Origin of the sequence: Novosphingobium sp. PhB165, assembly GCF_004341845.1 — a bacterium.
Taxonomy (GTDB): Bacteria; Pseudomonadota; Alphaproteobacteria; order Sphingomonadales; family Sphingomonadaceae; genus Novosphingobium.
In genome coordinates this window covers 232261-251931 of sequence record NZ_SLVB01000002.1, presented here as the reverse complement: position 1 = coordinate 251931, position 19671 = coordinate 232261, and the positions used below count along the sequence as shown (strand labels likewise).

Genomic DNA, 19671 nt, shown 5'->3' with positions numbered 1-19671 from the left:
GCAAAGTCTGACATCGATGTCAACACGTCGTCCGTCACCCGTCGGCCACGGATCCGGTGAAAATGTAGTCATCCGGGAAATGGCGCGCGCGCGTTGCCGCGAACTTGCTTATGATTGACGCTCAAAAATAAAAATGAGGGTGCCCTTCATGACCATACAGTCCGGCGTGGCGGCGCTGGCTACGCACGCCCCGCAAGCGGCCGCGCAATCGTCTGTTAAGGCCGCAGAACAATTGCGCGCTGCGCGGGTGTTCAACCTGTCTATCGGCAACTGCTTTATGGGAGGCTTCGTCGTATCGCTGGTGAGTCTGCTGGTTCCCCGGCTTAAACTGCTGATGGGGCTCGATTATACGCGCGCTTCGCTGGTGCAGTTGGCGTTCCATTCCAGTTATTTGCTGTTTGCCTTGCCGGTCACGGCATGGCTGGTGCGAATCGGCTACATGCGGGTGATGGCGCTGGGCTGTGCGATCATGGCGGCCGGATGCCTCGGGTTCATCGCCGCAGCGGCCCTGCACAACTATCCGCTCGTGCTGCTGGCATTGCTGGCGCTGGCAGGCGGCATTACGTTTTTGCAGATCGCCGGTAACGTCATGGTCACGCTTGTCGAACCCGCCGACCGGGCGGTGCCCCGCATCACGCTGCTGCAAGGCTTCAACTCCATTGGCACCGTTCTGGCCCCACTGCTGGGCGCGTCGTTCCTCCTCAGCGACCGCAGCGTGGGGCACGATGCCGAAGCCTGGCTGATGGTGGCCCTTCCCTTCATCGGCTGCGTCGTCATCCTGCTCGGGATTGCATGGGCCTATGCGCACAATCGCAATCTTCTGGAAGGAACCGAGCCGCCGCAGCGGGTGCCACTGAACGCCTTGCGATGCGTGGTGGCCACGCCCCGTCTTCTTGCAGGTTCCATCGCGATGTTCGGCTATGTCGGCGCGGAAGTGACGATTGGCACGCTCTTGACCAACTATCTCGTGCTGCCGGAAATCATCGGCGCCGAGCCGGTGACGGCAGGCCGTCTGGTCAGCCTTTACTGGGGCGGCGCCATGGTCGGCCGCTTTTTGGGTGCGGCGGCGCTGAGCCACTGGCCTCCTGCCCGCGTGCTCACCGCCACGGCGCTTACGGCAACGGGCCTGGTGGCCGTCGCCGCTCTCGGGAACGGCATGCTGGGGGCGGCGACCCTGATTGCGGTCGGCCTGTGCAACTCGATCATGTACCCCACGCTTTTCGCGCTCTCCCTGCCCGATGAGCAAGGCGCCGCGCCCTATGCCTCGATGGCGCTGTGCATGGCGGTTGTGGGCGGAGCCATCGTCCCGATGATTACCGCAGCGCTTGCGGACAGCATCGGCCTCTTGCCGTCGCTGGTGGTTCCCGGCATCTGCTATGTCGTCATCGCGATGTTCGCGCTCGTCCGGGGCGGCTATCCCGCTGCGCTGGCAAGGAGAATGGCTTGAAGGTTGTTACGATCAAGGACGTTGCGGCGCGTGCGGGCGTGTCGCCCAAGACGGTGTCGCGCGTGATCAATGGCGAGCAGCATGTCCGCGCCGAGATTCGCGAACATGTGATGCGCGTGGTCGATGAACTGGCCTACAAACCCAATGCCTTCGCGCGCGGATTGTCGAGTTCGCGGTCCTTCCTGATCGGCCTTTTCGTCGACGATCCATTCTCTGGCTATGCGGCCGATTTGCAACGCGGCGCCATCGACCAGTGCCGGATGTACAGCCACCACCTTGTCATCGAGGCGGTTGAGCGCGAACGGCCGGACTGGCTTGCGCAGATCGATGCGACGCTGCGCGAACTACGCCTCTCCGGCGCGATCCTGGCCGCGCCGGTCTGCGACTGGAGCGAGGTACTGGAACTGTTCGAGAGCCATGACATCCCGGTCGTAAGGCTTTCTCCCGCCACCGATCCCGGCAGGGCGCAGCAAGTGCAGATCGACGACCGGGCGGCGGCGCGCGAAATGACCGAGCGACTGATCGCGCTGGGCCATCGCGACATCGCCTTCGTCAGGGGCCATACCGCACACGGTGCCGCAGCACTGCGCTGGCAGGGCTTCGCGGACGCCTGCGCGGATGCCGGGATTACCATTCCCGCACGGCGCGTGCTGCAAGGCGATTTCAGCTTCAAGTCGGGTCTGGCCGCAGGCGAGGCCATACTTGCCGACGACGATCGGCCGACCGCCATCTTCGCCTCCAACGACAAGATGGCGTTCGGCGTGCTCATGGTCGCGATGCGGCATGGTATTGCCGTGCCCGGCGCGCTTTCCATCGCGGGCTTCGATGACGACGAAATCTCGCGCATGGCGTGGCCGCAACTGACCACCATCAATCAGCCCAATGCCGAAATGGCGAAAGTGGCGGTGGACCTGCTGATCGGCAACAATCCGCAGGTCAAAAAGGAACCGGGCGAGAGCGTCGAACTCAGCTATTCGCTGGTCGAGCGCGAAAGCTCCGGGCCAGTCATGAACGGCATGGCCTAGACGCCCTCACGTGTTCAGCAGCAGCGGCCACCGTTTCGGCCGCCGTAACGTGCCTCCTGCCGGTCGCGGAAGAATGCCGTGCGGTTCATGACCGGCCGGTCGGGGTGATGGTCGCGCATATGGGCGAGGTAGTCCTCGTAAGCGGGCATCCCCACCATCAGGTGGCAGATCCGGCGCAGGGTCGAAAGCAGCCCGCTCATGCCGCCACCGCCGGGCCGACCACTTCCCGTACAGTGGGTACAGCACTACGACGCGAAACGAAGCATGTGCGCAGCGCGAATACCAGCAGCGCCAGAACCACCGCCAGAAACGCCCCGACAAGCGCCGCATCGATACGGTCGTTGAAGATCACCTGCCGCATTTCCGCGATGGACTTCGCGGGAGCCAATAGCTGCCCCTCATCCGCCGCCGCCGCGAACTTGGCCGCGTGGGCAAGGAACCCCACTTTCGGATCGGCGGAGAACAGTTTCAGCCAGCCGGCCGTACCCGTGCAGATCAGCAACCAGGCCGCCGGCAGCGCCGTCACCCAGACATAGCGGTCCTGCTTCATGCGGAACAGCACCACCGTTCCCAGCATCAGCGCGATGGCGGCGAGCATCTGGTTGGCAATGCCGAACACCGGCCACAGCGTGTTCACCCCGCCCAGCGGATCGGAGACGCCCTGATGCAGGAAGAACCCCCATGCAGCAACGCATAGCCCGGTCGCGACAAGGCCCGGAACCGGCCCCTCGTTACGGCCGAAACGCGGCGCAGCGATGGCGATGAGGTCCTGGAGCATGAACCGCCCGGCGCGGGTCCCGGCATCGACCGCCGTCAGGATGAACAGCGCCTCGAACAGGATGGCGAAGTGGTACCAGAACGCCTTCATCGCCGGTCCGCCGACAACGTGCGAGAAGATCTCCGCCATGGCGACCGCCAGCGTCGGCGCACCGCCCGCGCGCGAGATGATGGTATGCTCGCCAAGGTCTCGCGCGGTCTGCACCAACACCTCGGCGGAGAGAGGATAGCCCATCGCGGTTACGGTGTGCGCCACCTGCTGCGGGTCGGTTCCGATCACGGCGGCGGGGCTGTTCATCGCGAAATAGATGCCCGGATCGAGGATCGAGGCGCCGATCAGCGCCATGATCGCAACGAACGCCTCCATCAGCATTGCGCCATAGCCGATCATCGGCGCGTCGGCCTCGGTCGCTATCAGCTTCGGCGTCGTGCCGCTGGCGATCAGGGCATGGAAACCGGACACCGCACCGCAGGCAATCGTGATGAACAGGAACGGGAACAGTCCGCCCGCCCAGACCGGCCCGCCGCTGGCCGCGAAGGGCGTGAGCGCGGGCATCCTGAGCGGCGGCGCCATAATGACGATGCCCACCGCCAATGCGCAAATCGCGCCGATCTTCAGGAATGTCGAAAGATAGTCGCGCGGAGCGAGCAGCAGCCAGACCGGCAGTACCGAGGCGACCGCGCCGTAGCCGATCAGGACCCAGCACAATTGAATGGGCGTGAGCGTGAACAGCGGCCCCCAGAACGGCGACTGCGCAATCGCCTGTCCGTAGATCAGCGCCAGAACCAGCCCGACCAGCCCCAGCAAGGAGACTTCCCCGATCCGTCCGGGCCGGATCCAGCGCGTATAGGCGCCCATCGCCAGCGCCAGCGGGACCGTGGCCGCCACGGTGAACAGGCCCCATGGGCTTGCCGCCAGCGCCTTGACAACGATCAGCGCCAAGACCGCGAGAATGATGATCATGATGAGAAACGCGCCCAGCAGCGCGATCACGCCTGCCGCCTGCCCCATTTCCATGCGGACCAGTTCACCCAGCGAGCGCCCGTCGCGCCGCATCGAGATGAACAGGATCATGAAGTCCTGCACGGCGCCTGCCAGCACCACGCCAACGATGATCCAAAGCGTCCCCGGCAGATAGCCCATCTGCGCGGCCAGCACCGGGCCGACCAGCGGGCCCGCCCCCGCGATCGCCGCAAAATGGTGGCCGAACAGCACCCTGCGGTCGGTCGCCACATAGTCCAGCCCGTCCGCGCGGTAGACCGCCGGTGTCGGGCGGGCGGGATCGAGGCGCATGACCTTGCGCGCGATGAAGCGCGCATAGAAGCGATAGGCGACAAGGAACGAACAGACCGCCGCCACGAGAATCCAGAGTGCGTTCACCGGCTCACCGCGCGAAAGCGCCACGACCGCCAGCGCCACCGTGGCCGCGAGTGCCATGGCTATCCAGCCAATTCGATGCATGGCCTGCTCTTCTCCCTCAAATCCTCGATTGCGGTTTGCGCAGGATTGTAGCGCGCCTGCAAGACCTCGTGTGCCCGGCCCGGGGGTTTCGAATCGGGGCGAATGCAGATGCATCCGCCCCTCTCCACTCAGCGGGCGGCGTCGGGTGAGCCGGAAAAATGAGACAGAGCACCCCTTTTGCCCCTTCGGCCACTCCCTATGATGGGGTCGTGCCGGGCTGGCCGGACGGTTAACTTCTTTGCGGGTAGGTAATATCGAGGTCCGCAACAGCAACGATGAGGTCGCAAGGGCAACTCCGTGCCTTGTTTGTCATCAACTCCCTCGCCGGGGGCGGAGCGGAGCGTGTCTTCACCACGCTGGTCAAGGAGCTGAGCGCGCGCGAATGCGGCCTTGCGATCACCGTGGCGCTGCTCGACGACGAATCCGAGGAAGCCTATAGCCTGCCGGAGGATATCCCGGTCGAGCGGCTGGGCACGCGGGGCGGCATGCTCCGCAGCATCACGCAGTTGCGGCGGGTGGTCGCCCGGCTGCGTCCCGATGTGACCGTATCGTTTCTGTCCCGCGCCAATGTCGCGGCGGTGGTCGCCATGCGCCGGATCGGAAGACCCGCGATCATCAGCGAGCGCGTCAATACGACTGCCCATCTGCGGTCCGGCCGTTTCGGCTTCCTGAGCCGCCTGCTGATCCGCAGCACTTACCCGTCCGCGCGGCAGATCATCGCCGTTTCCGAAGGCGTTGCCCGGACGCTGGAGGAAGACTTCGCGATCGAGCGCGAGCGGATCTGCGTGATCTACAATCCAGTGGATCTCGACAGAATCCAGCGCCTTGCGGCTGCGGAACCCGAGATCCCAGTATCCGCGCACGATTTCGTGACCATGGGCCGCCTTGTCGCCAACAAGAACACGGCCATGGCGATCCGGGCCTTGGCAGCCTCGCAAACCGATGGCCGGCTGATCCTGCTGGGCGACGGGCCCCTGCACGGTGAACTGGAGGCATTGGCCCATTCGCTGGGCATCGCGGACCGGGTCCACCTCGCGGGCTTCCTTGCCAACCCTTACGCCGTGCTCGCCCGCGCCGGGTGCTATCTGCTGACGTCCGACGCGGAAGGGTTTCCCAATGCCATGCTGGAGGCCATGGCCTGCGGGTTGCCGGTGGTCGCGACCGACTGCCCCTCGGGCCCGGCGGAAATCCTGCAAGTCGCGCTTGGCGGCAGCGAGCCCGCTTTCGGCGCGGGCGGCGCGCTGGTCGCCATGAACGACCACCGGGCCATGGCCTACTGCATGGACCGCCTTGTCACACCGCCCGCGCGCGAACGGGCCGCGCAGGAGGGCAAGGCCAGAATCGATGCCTTTTCCGTGGAGCGGGCCGTGGACGCCTTCCGCGAGACTATCCTCAAGGCGGCCGCCGGCGCCGGAGTGCCCCCTGAATGAAAGTTTGCGTAACAGGCCTTCGCGGTATTCCCGGCGTTATCGGCGGCGTCGAGACCCACTGCGAGGAACTGCTTCCGCGCATCGCCCAGATCAATCCCGATATCGAGATCGAGGTATGCTGCCGCGCGCGCTACGTCGATCCGGAGCTTGTCAGCTTCCGCCGGCTCAAGCTCATGGCGCTCTACGCCCCGCGTACGAACGCAAGCGAGGCGCTGGTTTCCACGCTGATGGGCGTGATCCATGCCTGGCGTGAGGGCGCGGACGCCGTCCATATCCACGCTGTTGGCCCCGCGTTGCTTGCGCCCATTGCGCGCCTGCTGGGCATGAGCGTGCTACTGACCCATCACGGCGCGGACTACAATCGCGGCAAATGGGGGCTTTTCGCGCGGTCCATGCTCAGACTTGGCGAGTGGGTGGGCATGCACTTCGCGGACCGGGTCATCTGCGTCTCTCCTTCGCTCGCGGCGACCATGCGCGATCGCTATCCCGGAGCGGCCGGGAAGGTCGTGTTCATCCCCAACGGTGTCAATCCGCCCGAACCCTCCTCCGCCCCCGCCGAGGAAGTGCTGGGCAGTCTTGGCTGCGCGCCGGGCAATTTTGTGCTCTGCGTCGCGCGTCTGGTTCCGGAAAAGGGGCTCGATTACCTGATCGACGCATTCCGGATGAGCGGCGACAACCGCATCCTCGTCATCGCCGGAGCAGGCCGGAAGGGCGACCGGCATGCAGAACAGCTCATGGCGCGCGCCGACGACAAGGTGCGCATGCTGGGAATGCAGCCGCGCAGCGTTCTGGGCGTGCTCTACCGCCATGCCTCGCTCTTCGTGCTGCCCTCGTTCCATGAAGGCCTGCCGATTGCCGCGCTGGAGGCACTGGCCTGCGAGTGCCCGGTGCTGCTCAGCGATATCCAGCCCAATCTCGACATCGGCCTGCCGGAAGACTGCTACTTCCCGGTGGGCGACGTGGATGCCCTGTCCGCGCGGCTGGCTGCGGGCGGCGAAGTGCCCGATGAAGCCGCCCCTTTCCATCTTTCGCTGATCGACTGGGACGAAGTGGCGATCCGCACGACCCCCTATTACCGCGAACTGGTGAAGCGGGCGAAGCTTGCCCCCGAACTGCACAATGCCGGATAAAAGTCCGTTCGAAAAATGCGCGGGAGCGCATTTCTGGCGCGGCGCCGGCCCGGTCCCCCATCCCGTGGAGGTGTCCCTTTGCTTGCATTGACCGCAGGAAGCCCGCCCCTCCCCGCCTACATCGTGCTTCCGGCGCTGATGGTTTACCTCGTGCTGATCCTGCTCCTGGCCATGCGGGCCAGTGCTTCCACCAGCTTTCTGGTGGCCACGTTCGGCATCCGGCTGGCAATGTCGGCCCAGCCCCATTTCTCCTATTCCTCCTCGCCCGCCGGATTGAGCTGGAATGCGCTGGCATCGGTACTGATCGTGGTGACCGGCAGCCTGCTGCTACACCGTACGCGGGCCGTGCCGCTCATACTCATTCCGATCATCCCGTTGACGCTGGTGGTCATCGCCAGCCTGCTGCTCAACAAGGACGTGTCGGGCGGCATCGAAAGCCTCGTCAAATATGCGTTTTTCGCCACGATCGCGCTGACCGCCTATGACGCCTTCGTCGCCGACGGACCGGGCAAGGTTCTGTCCCGGCTGGTCTTCACGTTCACGCTGCCGCTTGTCCTGCAATGCGCCAGCCTCGTGCTCCATATCGCCAAGGCCACCGAAAGTGATGGGTCGGCCTCCTATATCGGCGGCTACAACCATGAGGCCAGCTTCTCCATCATCCTGCTCACCGGCTTGCTGATCGCGCTGCTCCATCCGGCGCTGCGGTCGAGCTACAAGCTGGGCATCGCCGCCGTCTGCGTCGGCGGCATTCTCGCTGCCAATTATCGCACCGCGATCATCGCCGCCGCCCCCTTGCTGCTGGGCCTGATAATGGCGGCGATCCTGTCTGCCGTTCCGCCGCGCCAGCGCCCGGTGGCGGGCATTCTCGGCGTCCTGCTGGTGCTTTCGGTCGTGCCCGTGATTCCCAAGCTGGCGGGGGATCGCTTCGATGCCGTAACCGTCGTCGCCGATGACCCCGACGTCCTGACCAAGGCACCGGACGAATTCCGCAAGACCGACCGCGCGCTCATGTCCGGCCGGCTCTTCCTCTGGAGCGAGTACATCGATGACTGGCGCCACGGGACCAAGCGCCAGCACGTGCTCGGCTTCGGCGCCAATTCGTGGGAAGGCCGCTATCGCTACTACGCGCACAACACGCTGATCTCCACGCTTTACGAACTCGGCACGCTCGGGGTGGCATCCATGCTGCTGCTCTGGTCGTGGATGTTCGTGATCGCGCTGTCGACGGCAGGGTCCGTACGCATGACGCTTGTCATCGCGCACCTCAGCTTCTTCATCCTCAACATGGCAACGATGCCATTCTGGATGATCGAGGGGATCCTGTTCTACGGCCTGCTATGCGGTTTCACGGTCTATTCGCGGCTGAATCCACCGCCCAGGCCTCAACCCGTCGCAAATGGGCTTCGTCCCCGCCCGGTGTGAGCGGCGCGCCGGCCTCCAACGACATTTCCCCCGCGTGAGTACCAATCGATACGATATCGAGGAACCAGATGATCAAGACGTTCGGTCTCGTGCTCCCGCTCCTGTTTGTCGGCCCCGCCGTCGGCCCTCAATACCTTGCGGATTCGCCCGCTTCGATGGCGATGGCGCCTCTGGCCCTGACGCAATCGGCATCGTCCCTTGCCTCGTTCCGGATGCCGACGATTCTCAAGCCTGCAGTCAAATCCGCGGATTGCCCCACGATACCCACCATCCGGCTCGGGCCAGGCACCCCGCCGCTACGGAAAGTCTGCGCCTCGAACGGCAGGATTTTGGTGAATGGCGGCAATGCCCAGGGGTTTGAAATCTCGGACGTCATCGCCAAAAACTACGGACCGGTGCTGCGCGGCGTGAATGTCCCCGGCCTTCAAGTCCTGCGCGTGTCCGCGACCGGCGCCCGCGACGACCCGAAGCTTGGCCTTGGCCTCGTCAACGTCAGCAACGGGATCGGTCATGCGGTGTTCCGCAACCTCGTCTGGATTGGCGACCCTGCCTCGCCCGCCATCAATGGCGACGACGCATGGGCCGCCATCGCGCTCAAGGGCAAGGACGCGAACGACCTCGGCACGTTCGAGATCCGGAACTTCGACTTCCAGAACCTGATCATGGCCGAGGGCACGCATTACCGGAACGTGGACGGCATTTCGACCGAGAAAGGATATACCGGCACGATCGCCGACGGCCGCGTGATGAACGCGAGCGACGCCTGCCTCGACCTCAAGGGCGACGTGCATGTGGACAACGTCTACCTCGCCGGGTGCCGTCAGGGCCTCAAGATCTGGCATAGCCAGAACCACGGCCTGATCGAGCTTGGCACCAATCGCTTTGCCGGCATTCTCGGCAAGGGTACGCCGTCGGAAACCCGGACGATCAATATCGATACGCTGATCGTATCCGGCGATCCCTCGATACCGCTGTTCCGCGCTGAAGAAGGCCGGGTGGACCTCCATATCGGCCGCCTGATCGCCAAGCCCAATCAGGTCCTGCGCGGCAGCGGCAGTTATGCGGGGTCGCAGGTTGTGGTGGATCGGCGGATCAACAATTAGCGCCCGCAAGGCAGATCTATTTCGTGATCGGAACACGGAGTCTGCTCAACCAGACCCGTCATCCCCGCGAAGGCGGGGATCCCGCTTCTGCTGTGCAGGGCCGAACGTCGCCAAGAAGCGGGGCCCCCGCCTTCGCGGGGGCGACGAAGTTTGGAACCAGGAACCTACCATCCGCACATTTCTGATCCAATTTTCCGACAGCTTAGGCCGTCAGTTCGTCGTAAAGCGCCAGCATGCGCTGCGTATGGTGCCGCGCGCTCAGGGCGTCGCGGGCTTGCCGACGCGCTTCATCCCATTGCCCGGAATCGGGCGCGGACAGACCTTGCAACACGGCCTGCGCGAAAACCTCGGGGCCGGCCTCGCGCGGGACAAGGAGGCCGCCGCCGAACCGCCGCCCGGTCTCGCCAAGCCCCGCATCGTCGGTGGCGACATAGGGTACGCCCAGCATGAGCGCCTCCAGCGGCGTGCGACCGAGCGGCTCCTCGATCGCGGTGATCGCCAGCAGGTCCAGCACGAGAATGTTCTCCTCCACCGGCATCCGGAATCCCGCGAAGATCACACGCGCGGCAATGCCCAGTTCGGCGGCATGGCGTTCGAGCGCCTCCTGCGTGTCATCCACCTCGCGCCCGAACACCACGAAAGTCGCGTCGGGCCGCAGTTCCAGCACCACTTTTGCCATGTCGAGAAAGAAGCGCGGCCGCTTGCGATGGGCGAAATTGCCGATGAACCCGATCAGCGGTCCGCCACCGGCGGCTTTCGGATGACGCGCCTCGAACGCACGCCGCAGCGCCGCCCGGTCCTGCCCGGTCTCCAGTTCGAAAGGATTGTCGATCCGCACCGAGCGGCGCGCCAGCCGAGGCGGCAGGCGCTGCTCGACCGCCTCCGAAATGCAGACGATCCGGTGCGCGAGGCTCATCACCATGACATTGGGCAGCGCGGTCCGGTTGAATGCGCGATTGTGATAGACCACCGGCAATCCGCGCAGCCGCGCCGCCGGACCCCAGCTCTGGAGCGCCGACAGGTCGTTGTTGTGCACCACGGTTCCCGGCGGCTGCTCCGCCAGCAGGCGCAAGTGCCCCGGCAGCAGCCGCGCCTCCGCAACAAGGCCGTGGCGAAACGCCGGCGCCTCGGGCAGCGGCCAGACCGTGAAATCCCGCTCCCGCGCCACCTGTTCGATCAGGCTGCCGCGCGGCGCGGCGACGACCACCTCGACGCCGTACTCGCTCTGAAGGCATGCGCCGAGCGTGAAGGAGGAGACATGGCTCCCCCCGATCTGCGCGTTGGTAAAGGGAAAGATGACCCGGCGGGCCGGCATCACTGGCAACTCCACCGGCCTGGACAGCGCTATTGTGCAGTGCAACCCAAGCACCTATCCAGTGCAATTAGGTATAGGCGCCAAGTGGCACAGGACGGGGCGAAACGCCGATGGCCGTAATCTGGTCCTTCCCGGGCGAAGAGAACCGCAGGAGCAATCCCTACACGGCCACCCTCGTCGCGGAATTGCGCCAGCTTGGCCATTCGACAACGGTTCCGGGCTGGAGCGGCCGCCTCTTCAGGCGGTGCGACATCATCCATCTCCACTGGCCGCAAAAAGTCATTCAGCAGAGCCTGCCCGCCAGCCTGCGTTCGATCACGGCGTGGCTGGTCTTTCTTGCAGTGCAAAAGGCGAAAGGTGCGCGGATCGTCTGGACCGTGCACAACGTCGCCTCGCACGAGGGCCTGCGCCCGCGCCTCGAACGCTGGTGGATGAAACGGCTGATGCGCCTGCTCGACGGCGTGCACGCGCTCTCAGATTCCAGTCTGCGCGAGGCCGGTGCCGCCTACCCGGCGATCCTGCAAAAGCATCCCCTGGTGGCGCCGCACTGGACCTATGACGGCGCCTATCCCGCCCCCAAGCCCGCCACCGGGCCACGATCAATCGCATTTCTGGGCGACCTCAAGGACTACAAGGGGCTGGACCTCCTCCTGGCCGCACTCGAAGCGGCCGAGCCCGATGGCCGCCGCTATGTCGTTCACGGATTGCCGGTGGACGGGCTCGACGCCGATGTCCTCCGTGACCGATTGCAGGCCCTGCGCGAGCGCGGATGGCATCTCGAATTCGTTCTGGAACGCCTGAGCGAGCAGGAACTGGCGGACCGGCTGGCGGAAGCCGGGCTTCTGGTGCTGCCATACAGGAAAGGCCAGAACAGCGGCCTTGCCATTCTTGCCGCCGAGCGGGGGACGCCGGTGCTGGTATCGCGGCTGCCTGCATTCCAGCCACTGCTGGATGAACTGGGCCCGCCGCGCGCCGTGGCGATCGATTCTCCCCTCTCCCAAGCCCAGATTGCACACTCTTTCGACGCCGCAACGGCCGTCGCCGGATCGATAGACAGCGATTTCGTCGCCCGGCGGGCGCCCGCACGGATCGTGTTGGAGATTTCGAATTACTACCTGTTTCTCATGGAACGGGGGGGTGGTTCTACTTCAAGATGACCCCTGCGACCCTGCGTTTCAGGAGCATGTGGACTTGAACATAGGATCCCAGCCCATCGATCTCCAGCTAGCGCATGACGGCAAGCCCCCGGCCGCCGAAGGGCGGCAAGGCAGTGACAAATTCATCGACCTTGCCTGGATCGCCACGCTGGCGTGGCGCTACAAATGGTTCATGCTGGGGGTGATCGCCGCGGTTCTGGCTGCGGCCATGATCGCCTATCTGCTGGCCCCGAAAGTCTACCAGGCCAATGTCGTGCTGGCGCTGGACCGGAACGACCAGCAACTGGTCCGCACCGCCCAGACCGACCCGACCGATGTGGTCGATTCGCCCGCTGTCGATACCGAAGTGCAGGTTCTGCTCTCACCCGAAATTGCCCATGCGGCGGTGGAACGGTCCAAGCTGAATACGAACGCCGCATTCCTGCAGGCCAAGGCGCCGAAGGCGACGGCCCCTCTCACTGTCGAGCAGGCGGCCAATCTGGTCAGCTCGGGCCTCGTGGTCGAGCGCAAGGGCCTTTCCTTCGCCATCAACCTGGCTTTCAGCTCGAACGATCCGCAGGTTTCCGCGCTGGTCGCCAATGCCGTGGCCGATGCCTATGTCGGCGGCCAGGTCCAGGCCGCGCAGAACGCGCGCGGCGAAGACATCCAGCAGCTGCGCACGCGCCTCGACCAGCTGCGCGGCGATGTGCTCAAGGCCGAAGCGGCCGTGGCCGACTATCGCGCCAAGGCAGACCTCGTGGCCGTCAGCAATGACAGCACGATCCCCCAGCAGGAAATGGCGACGCTGAATACCGAACTGGCCTCGGCCAAGGCGGAACTGGCCGCCGCGCAAGGCCGCGCCAGCGCGAATGCCGGGACCAACGGCTCGCTCGTCAATTCCAGCCCGGTGATCGCCGAGCTTCGCCGTCAGGAAGCCGAGCAGGAGCAGAAGCTGGCCCAGCAGTCCGCCTCGCTCGGGCCCAACCATCCCGACCGGGTCCGCACGCAGGCTGAACTCGCCTCGACGCAGGCCTCGCTCAGCCGCGAAGTGGCGCGCGCCAGCACCGGCGTCGGTCAGGACGTGCGGGTCGCCAGCGACCGCGTCGGCGCGATCGAGGGGGCCATCGGCGGTGCCAAAGGACGGCTGCTCGCCGGCAACAACGCCTCGGTCCGCCTTGGCGAACTGGAACGCGTGGCCGAAAGCTCACGCCAGCTCTACCAGACTTTCCTCGACCGCTACCGCGTGGAACTGGCAACCCGCGGGACCGAGAAGAGCAAGGCCGACATCATTTCGCGCGCGCAAGTGCCGATCCTGCCCACCTCGCCCGACCTGCTGGTCTACCTGCTCGCCGGGCTGATCGGCGGCGTGGTTGCCGCCGTCCTGCTGGCGCTCGCGCTGGAATGGCGGGAACGCGGCATCCGCACCCGCGCCGAGGCCGAGGAATTCACCGGCCTCAAGGTCATCAGCAGCCTGCCCGACATCGCGACGATGGACGAACCGGGCTTCCACAAGGGCGAAGTCCTCGGCGTGCCGGACTTCCTCATCGACCACCGGGATTCGCCCTTCGCGGAATCGGTGCGCGCGATATGGACGGCACTGCGCATCGGCCAGAAGGGCCAGATGGCGCGCACGATCGGGCTGACATCCTCGATCCCGGACGAGGGCAAAACCAGCACCGCCATCGCGCTCGCCCGGTCCGCCGCGATGGCCGGCCGGCGTACGCTGCTGATAGACTGCGATTTTCGGAGGCTGGGCACGACTCTCGCACTTGGCCTCAGCGGCAAACCGGGGCTGGTCGAAGTGCTTTCGGGCGAAGCCCAGCTTGAGGACGTCATTCTGCTCGACAAGGCCTCAGGCGCGCATGTCCTGCCGCTCAACACGGCCGCCGGCAACAATTTCGACGTTGTGCAATCCGATGCCACGGTCGTCCTGCTGGACCGCTGCAAGCATCTCTACGACTTCATCGTGCTCGACATCGCCCCCGCCATTCCGGTCGCCGAAGCGCGCGCGGTGGCGGCCATGGCCGATGCCGTGCTGATGGTCGTGCGCTGGCGGACCACGCCGCGCAGCGTGCTCAAGACCGCGCTGCGCGAACTCGAACGCGCCGATGCCAAGATCTTCGGTGTCGTGCTGACCCAGGTCGACACCCGATCCGCCGCCGTACTGGGCGAGGAAATGGCGTATTATCAATACTATTATACGCGCACAGCGACGACTTGATCGGAGTTACAGTTCGTCGTTGAGATCGTAACCGAAGAATTCCAGCACTTCGCCGGCGCCGGAAAGTTCCTCCGCCACCATTCCGCGCTCATGCTCGGAAAGCAATTGGGCGTGCTCGGCATTGAGGTTGACGATGCCCTCCAGCGCCGCTTCGCCGGAATGGATCGTGGGTTCGAGGCCGAAAGCTTCCAGAATCGCATCGGGCCTTGCGCAGAAACGCTCATACGTCACGCAAGGGTAGCCGGACTGGCGCGCTGCCGCCATGAGCCGCTCGCTCCGCCATTGCCAGATCCGGGCGAGATGCCGGATGACCAGCGCCCGGCGCGCGCCGTGGTATTCCTTGATGAGATAGCGCCGCAGTTGCGAGGCCACATTGGCCATCGGCGCGCGGTTGTTCACGACCGCGCGGTGCTGCGGAAAATAGCCGAAAAGCTGCTTATGGCGAACGAGGTTGGGCGGGCTCTTCTCCAGCCAGTAGCTATAGCGCCCTTCCGCATCGAGTTCCGCGATCCGCCCGTTCCACGCGCCGAGGACAGCCTCGAAATCGATGAACTTCTCGGGCCACCAGCGGTCAGTGTCCATCAGCCCCTTGATCAGCCGCTGTCCTTCGAAATTGTGATAGAGCCCGCCAATATCGCCGCGGCGCACCATGTGCTGGGCGATCTCTGTGGAGCCCGAATTGGGCGGCGTCAGCAGGAACAGGAACATGTGATCGACACGTTCCGCCCGTCCGCGCGGCCAGTAGGGGCGCTCATCCAGTGCGTTGGCGCCGGCCCCCAGCGGCTTGAACAGCTTGTTGATCCATAATTTGCGTTGAGGCGTTTCGCGCATACAGCAAGCCGGTTTAACCTTTTGAATTCAGTTAGGGCGGCCCATGCACCACAACTCCGATCAAGGGCCCAATTCCTCCAGGAACCGGGCGGCGGAGTATCACAGCATATCTGGCCAAGGATCGCTGAGCGATCATCATGTCAGCCGCGCTCACTGCCGCAATGGCTAAAAAGGGCTAGGCGATCCCGGCACGGTGCCCAGCAGGCCCGTTATCGACGGTTCCGGTTGGTCTGCGCTGCTTCAGGCGCGCCCACCTGTACGGAAATGTCATGGCTATTGTTGCCGCGCCTGACTTTCAGGTTGAGCGCCGTCCCGATTGCAGTTCGGCCAATCACGTCGCGCAGGGATGCGGCCGTGGGCGTGGCGTGCCCCGAAACTTCGACGACGACATCGCCTTCCCGCACGCCCGCACGAGCCGCAGGGCCGCCCGGCGTGACCCCGGCGATCAGCGCACCCGGCAGCGGCGCTTCGCCGCCCGGCCCGGGCACGGTATCCGTGATGGCAATGCCAATGCCTCCGCGCCGCACAGTGCCGTGGGCAAGGATTTGCTCCATCACAAATCGCGCCGTGGCGGAGGGCACGGCAAAACCGATGCCGACATTCGCGCCGGGCCCGTAGATTGCGCTGTTGATGCCGATGATCGTGCCATCCATCGCGATCAGCGCGCCCCCCGAATTACCCGGATTTATGGCCGCGTCGGTCTGGATATAGCTCTCGTAGCCATCCTGGCTTTGCCCTCTGCCAAGCGCACTGACGATGCCGGATGTGACCGTCTGGCCCAGCCCAAAGGGATTGCCGATGGCCAGCACCTGATCACCCACGTTTACCGCATCGGAATTGCCAAGCGCGAGTTGGGGCAGATTGGTCGCACGAAGCCGCAGTACCGCAAGATCGGTTGGCGGATCGGTCCCCACCAGATCGGCTGCGAAAGTCCGCCGGTCGGTCAGCACGACCTGAATAGCCCGGGCATTCTCTATCACGTGATTGTTGGTGAGCACGAGCGCGCGGCGCCCATCGATGATCACGCCGGAACCGGCCGCGAGACGGGTTTGCTCTCGCGGAGGGCCGAAATAGCGGCGGAAGAAGGGATCGCGCAGCAGCGGATTGTCGGTTGCCGGTGACGCCTGCAAGACGGCAATATTGACCACGGCCGGCGCAGCGGCCCTGACCAACGGCGCGAAGCTGGCCGTCCCCGCCCTGCTCGATGGGAGCGCGGGCGCTGGGGCAGGAACACCAACCTGCTGTTGCTCCTTCTGAGGATCCTTGTCACGGCACCCGCTCATCATAACAAGGAGCGCAAATCCGACGGTTGCAATGGGAAATACTCTACGCAAGGTAGGCTTCCTTCCAACTGACATCGCCTTGCGCAAACCGGACAACGGCATGCGCGCCGGAACGGCATTTTCAATCGATCCGGAAGCAAGCTAACAAGAAATAGCCACTGTTCCTATTGGAATAATCCCGATTTCGGCAAATCACTTCGCCGAGCATCTTTGCCCCGTGAATTGGCCTCCTCCTACCAATCGACCACGTCATCGCTGCCACCGAACGCTGCGGGCAACCGCCTGTAGTGCGGGAGATCGTCGACGACCGGCAGGACCGCATCCTCGCAATGAAGATGGAATTGCGGCGCGAACTGCTCTTTCGGAAGAAGGTAGGCATTGAGGCTGCGCAGGCCCGCCACCGCGACTTCGGTGAACAAGTGCGTTCCGCAAGCGCCGCACCGCATCCGAGGCGTCGTGCGCACCTGACCTGATGCGGGAGCGCCTCTGATTACCTGCACCGCGTCGGCTGCGTAAACCGCGTTGAGCGCATAAGCTGCGCCGTGGGCAAGCTGGCAATCGCTGCAATGGCAGTAGACCTGAAAGACAGGACTTCCCTCGATTTCCAGCCCTACCGCGCCGCACCGGCATTCCGCTTCGATCACGTCTATCCCTCTCATGGCCCTGCCCCGTTCGGAGGAACTGTAGCAGAGCCGGTGCGCGCCGATATGACCGACCCGCGCAGGGAGCACTATTCGCCGGTGCGAACCGTTCGCGCGCTCAGCCCGGGCTGACAGCCTCCACGCGGAACAGGAATTCGGAGATCGCACGGGTCTGGAAGTGCAACACCGCCGCGTCAGCGCGGTCCAGAGCATCGACAAGCCCGGCCGTCCGATCCGGCCCCAGCGTCAGGTCGATCTCGATCCGGTCTTCATAAATGCGCCCGCCGCCAAGAATGCCGTTGTCGAACGCGGTATCCGGCGGGTCCAGAAAGATCGTCACGTCCGCACCTGCGCGCATCCACGGATTGGACGCATCGTCATCCGGGATATGGCCCTGGATCGCGGACGGGGAAACCTGCGTGACACTGACCTTGAGATCGGGACGGTTCATTTGCCCTGTTATTTCCATCTTCGCAGGTCACGCTCAAATCTCGGGCGCTTGGCCGCTGGCGACGCAGCCGCCTAGCAATCCCCACAGGATCGAGGAAGGCCCCATTTTAAACAAATCTGGTAAATGAATCCCTGCGGCGCCGCCGAAAGATCGCGCGGGCACGGCCGGGAATTCCGGCTCGGTTGCCTGCGGAATACCGCATCCCGTCCGTTCAGCGGGAGATCAACGCCGGCGGCGCGCCTCGATGGCAGCCAGTTCGGCCTTGTCCACGAAGCCGTCGTGGTTCGTATCGGCCCGGTTGAAGGCGCGAGGCGGCGAGGCATCGAGTTCGGCACGGGTCACCATGCCGTCGTGATTGGTGTCGCTCTCGGCGATGAAGGCGTTGAGCTTGCTCTCCATCGCCGGATTGTGGCTGGCGCGCGGGAAGTCCGCCTTCGATACGCCGCCGTCGCCATTGCGGTCCATGTTTGTGAAGCGCTGGCTGCGTGCCTTGATATATTCGTTACGACTGATGCGGCCGTCCTTGTTCAGATCCGCATTCGCGAAAGCGGCATCGGCGCGGCCGCCGCCCTGCGCCAGAACCGGCACGGGGCTGCACAACAGCAGGATGCACACACCCCAAGCCGGGGCCGACAGGTTTTTCACAGGGGTCATGACCGTTCCTTTCTCTCGATTGTGTGAGCGCCTCTCCGCGCGTCAGAAAGCCTCGCCTCTCTCGATTGTGTGAGCGCCTCTCCGCGCGTCAGAAAGCCTCGCCAATGCCGAAGTAGAAGGCCGGGCCGTCCTTGCCCCAGGCAACATCGGCGCGCAGATTCACATTGGCGTCCTTCGACGCCAGATAGCGCAGCCCCACCCCGCCCGAGGTGAGCACGGTGCTGTGCTTCCAGATCGACCCGACATCTTCGGCAATGCCGCCCACGCCGGCGAAGGCCACGCCCCCGATCCGCCAGAACAAGTGCTGGCGCAGTTCCGCCTGAAGCGCCCAGCTTGCGCCGTCGCGATAGCGGCCGGTCTCGTAGCCGCGCAGGTCACCCTGCTGCCCGAACAGGCACAAGTCGTAATAGGGCGCATCCTTGGAAGCGCCGCAAAGCTGCTGGCGAAGCGCCAGAACGGTCTGCTTGCCCAGCGGGAGATAGGTGTTCGCGCCCAGCTGGAACTTGTGGTGCGTGAAATCGCTGCCCAGCCAATCGGCACCGTAGAGCAGCGTGCCGGTTGCGTAGACGCCCTTGCGCGGATTGGTGGAACTGTTGCGGCTGTCATACGTGAACGACGGGCCGATCATCGAAATCGTGCTCTCCCGCTCGAACTTGGGCGGCGTGATTTCGGGATGGTTCGGCAGCGGCACAGTGACCGAGGCATTGAGATCGAGGTAGAGAAACCGCCCCCCAACGTAGAAATGGCGAAGCAGGCCCTCGCGGAAAATCTGCCCCTGCACGTCAAGCACACCCGCAAGCGCCTTGTCGTGCATCTTGATCGACAGTCCGGCGGATCCGGCATCGGGCCCGATGCCGTAGAAATCGAGATTGGCCACGCCATAGCCCGCGAAGCCCAGAAAACGCACCCGGTCATGCGCCAGCGACATGCTGTGAAACAGCCCGGCGCCCCAGGTATGGGTGCTGGTATAGCCGCCGCCCAAGCCGCTGACCCACGGCTGCGCGGACTTGTTCGGATTGTAGAACAGCACCGCCGCCCCCGCGACTCCGGTGCCGATCGCCGGGTTCGAGATCGGGATCGGCGCCACCACCAGATCCGGCTTGCCGCTCGGCTTCGACGCATTCTCATCCGAAGCGGACAAGGGTTGGGGCAAGCCGAGGTAATCGGGCGTGATTTGCATGGCCTGATCGGTCATGTCCTTGACCGGCAGGTTCTGCGCGTGCGCTGGCATGGCCCATGCCAGCGCGGGCCCGATCAGCACGGTAAGGGCTAAACGCCCGCTCATAGCCATCTTCGGCGCCAGCCTCCCGGTCCAGTGGAACCGCAGCGATCTTCCTCCTTGT

Annotated in this window: 17 protein-coding genes; 8 read left to right on the top strand and 9 right to left on the bottom strand. The window is 64.8% G+C overall.

The annotated features are described in order from the left end of the window. Window positions 1-148 precede the first annotated feature (148 nt). Both EDF56_RS06750 and EDF56_RS06745 read left to right on the top strand, forming a co-directional pair. Window positions 149-1447, top strand: coding sequence for an MFS transporter (locus EDF56_RS06750; RefSeq protein WP_132385986.1), 1299 nt, complete (start codon window positions 149-151; stop codon window positions 1445-1447). After that, window positions 1444-2472: a LacI family DNA-binding transcriptional regulator gene (locus EDF56_RS06745; protein WP_132385985.1), complete on the top strand. Its 1029-nt coding sequence runs from the start codon at window positions 1444-1446 to the stop codon at window positions 2470-2472. Before EDF56_RS06750 ends, EDF56_RS06745 begins: the two co-directional genes overlap by 4 nt. 14 nt (window positions 2473-2486) lie before the next feature. Here the strand turns inward: EDF56_RS06745 and EDF56_RS06740 are convergent, their stop codons facing one another. Both EDF56_RS06740 and EDF56_RS06735 read right to left on the bottom strand, forming a co-directional pair. Then, on the bottom strand, window positions 2487-2672 hold the full coding sequence (locus EDF56_RS06740; RefSeq protein WP_132385984.1) for a YbdD/YjiX family protein: 186 nt from the start codon (window positions 2670-2672) through the stop codon (window positions 2487-2489). After that, on the bottom strand, window positions 2669-4687 hold the full coding sequence (locus EDF56_RS06735; protein ID WP_279389700.1) for a carbon starvation CstA family protein: 2019 nt from the start codon (window positions 4685-4687) through the stop codon (window positions 2669-2671). Before EDF56_RS06735 ends, EDF56_RS06740 begins: the two co-directional genes overlap by 4 nt. Window positions 4688-5013: 326 nt before the next feature. Here EDF56_RS06735 and EDF56_RS06730 point away from each other — a divergent pair, with 326 nt between their 5' ends. From EDF56_RS06730 to EDF56_RS06715, 4 genes are all read left to right on the top strand, one after another. Further along, on the top strand, window positions 5014-6141 hold the full coding sequence (locus EDF56_RS06730; protein ID WP_165912112.1) for a glycosyltransferase: 1128 nt from the start codon (window positions 5014-5016) through the stop codon (window positions 6139-6141). Next, window positions 6138-7271, top strand: a complete 1134-nt coding sequence (locus EDF56_RS06725) for a glycosyltransferase family 4 protein (protein ID WP_132385981.1) — start codon at window positions 6138-6140, stop codon at window positions 7269-7271. The genes EDF56_RS06730 and EDF56_RS06725 overlap by 4 nt, the downstream gene beginning before the upstream one ends. A gap of 78 nt (window positions 7272-7349) precedes the next feature. After that, window positions 7350-8693 carry an O-antigen ligase family protein gene (locus EDF56_RS06720; RefSeq protein ID WP_165912111.1) on the top strand — a complete coding sequence of 448 codons (1344 nt, stop codon included), beginning with the start codon at window positions 7350-7352 and terminating at the stop codon, window positions 8691-8693. A 68-nt stretch (window positions 8694-8761) separates the two neighbouring features. Beyond that, the gene (locus EDF56_RS06715; protein WP_132385979.1) at window positions 8762-9796 is read left to right on the top strand and encodes a hypothetical protein; all 1035 of its coding nucleotides are present in this window, start codon (window positions 8762-8764) and stop codon (window positions 9794-9796) included. A gap of 202 nt (window positions 9797-9998) precedes the next feature. On the opposite strand, the gene EDF56_RS06710 is transcribed toward EDF56_RS06715, so the two are convergent. Beyond that, entirely contained in the window at window positions 9999-11111 is a 1113-nt protein-coding gene (locus EDF56_RS06710; protein WP_132385978.1) for a glycosyltransferase family 4 protein, read from the bottom strand. Between the two features lie 110 nt (window positions 11112-11221). On the opposite strand from EDF56_RS06710, the gene EDF56_RS06705 reads away from it, so the two are divergent. Then, the gene (locus EDF56_RS06705; RefSeq protein ID WP_132385977.1) at window positions 11222-12268 is read left to right on the top strand and encodes a hypothetical protein; all 1047 of its coding nucleotides are present in this window, start codon (window positions 11222-11224) and stop codon (window positions 12266-12268) included. Between the two features lie 34 nt (window positions 12269-12302). Beyond that, a complete protein-coding gene (locus EDF56_RS06700; protein WP_132385976.1) occupies window positions 12303-14468 on the top strand; it encodes an AAA family ATPase in 2166 nt (721 codons plus the stop codon). 6 nt (window positions 14469-14474) lie between these two features. On the opposite strand, the gene EDF56_RS06695 is transcribed toward EDF56_RS06700, so the two are convergent. From EDF56_RS06695 to EDF56_RS06670, 6 genes are all read right to left on the bottom strand, one after another. Continuing rightward, window positions 14475-15299 carry a hypothetical protein gene (locus EDF56_RS06695; RefSeq protein ID WP_132385975.1) on the bottom strand — a complete coding sequence of 275 codons (825 nt, stop codon included), beginning with the start codon at window positions 15297-15299 and terminating at the stop codon, window positions 14475-14477. 209 nt (window positions 15300-15508) lie between these two features. Then, window positions 15509-16582, bottom strand: coding sequence for a trypsin-like peptidase domain-containing protein (locus tag EDF56_RS06690; protein WP_165912110.1), 1074 nt, complete (start codon window positions 16580-16582; stop codon window positions 15509-15511). 233 nt (window positions 16583-16815) lie between these two features. Next, the gene (locus EDF56_RS06685) at window positions 16816-17226 is read right to left on the bottom strand and encodes a GFA family protein (RefSeq protein ID WP_207904645.1); all 411 of its coding nucleotides are present in this window, start codon (window positions 17224-17226) and stop codon (window positions 16816-16818) included. A gap of 115 nt (window positions 17227-17341) precedes the next feature. Beyond that, complete coding sequence (locus EDF56_RS06680) at window positions 17342-17674, bottom strand: hypothetical protein (protein ID WP_132385972.1); 333 nt, start codon at window positions 17672-17674, stop codon at window positions 17342-17344. A 222-nt stretch (window positions 17675-17896) separates the two neighbouring features. Beyond that, window positions 17897-18328, bottom strand: coding sequence for a hypothetical protein (locus EDF56_RS06675; RefSeq protein WP_132385971.1), 432 nt, complete (start codon window positions 18326-18328; stop codon window positions 17897-17899). 88 nt (window positions 18329-18416) lie between these two features. Continuing rightward, window positions 18417-19613, bottom strand: a complete 1197-nt coding sequence (locus tag EDF56_RS06670; RefSeq protein ID WP_132385970.1) for a BamA/TamA family outer membrane protein — start codon at window positions 19611-19613, stop codon at window positions 18417-18419. Between the last annotated feature and the right edge of the window lie 58 nt (window positions 19614-19671).

Coding starts and splice junctions, on each gene's coding strand:
- EDF56_RS06750 (WP_132385986.1), top strand. CDS start 149: ATGACCATACAGTCCGGCGTGGCGGCGCTGGCTACGCACGCCCCGCAA.
- EDF56_RS06740 (WP_132385984.1), bottom strand. CDS start 2,672: ATGAGCGGGCTGCTTTCGACCCTGCGCCGGATCTGCCACCTGATGGTG.
- EDF56_RS06735 (WP_279389700.1), bottom strand. CDS start 4,687: ATGGCACTCGCGGCCACGGTGGCGCTGGCGGTCGTGGCGCTTTCGCGC.
- EDF56_RS06725 (WP_132385981.1), top strand. CDS start 6,138: ATGAAAGTTTGCGTAACAGGCCTTCGCGGTATTCCCGGCGTTATCGGC.
- EDF56_RS06715 (WP_132385979.1), top strand. CDS start 8,762: ATGATCAAGACGTTCGGTCTCGTGCTCCCGCTCCTGTTTGTCGGCCCC.
- EDF56_RS06710 (WP_132385978.1), bottom strand. CDS start 11,111: ATGCCGGCCCGCCGGGTCATCTTTCCCTTTACCAACGCGCAGATCGGG.
- EDF56_RS06705 (WP_132385977.1), top strand. CDS start 11,222: ATGGCCGTAATCTGGTCCTTCCCGGGCGAAGAGAACCGCAGGAGCAAT.
- EDF56_RS06695 (WP_132385975.1), bottom strand. CDS start 15,299: ATGCGCGAAACGCCTCAACGCAAATTATGGATCAACAAGCTGTTCAAG.
- EDF56_RS06690 (WP_165912110.1), bottom strand. CDS start 16,582: ATGAGCGGGTGCCGTGACAAGGATCCTCAGAAGGAGCAACAGCAGGTT.
- EDF56_RS06680 (WP_132385972.1), bottom strand. CDS start 17,674: ATGAACCGTCCCGATCTCAAGGTCAGTGTCACGCAGGTTTCCCCGTCC.
- EDF56_RS06675 (WP_132385971.1), bottom strand. CDS start 18,328: ATGACCCCTGTGAAAAACCTGTCGGCCCCGGCTTGGGGTGTGTGCATC.
- EDF56_RS06670 (WP_132385970.1), bottom strand. CDS start 19,613: ATGAGCGGGCGTTTAGCCCTTACCGTGCTGATCGGGCCCGCGCTGGCA.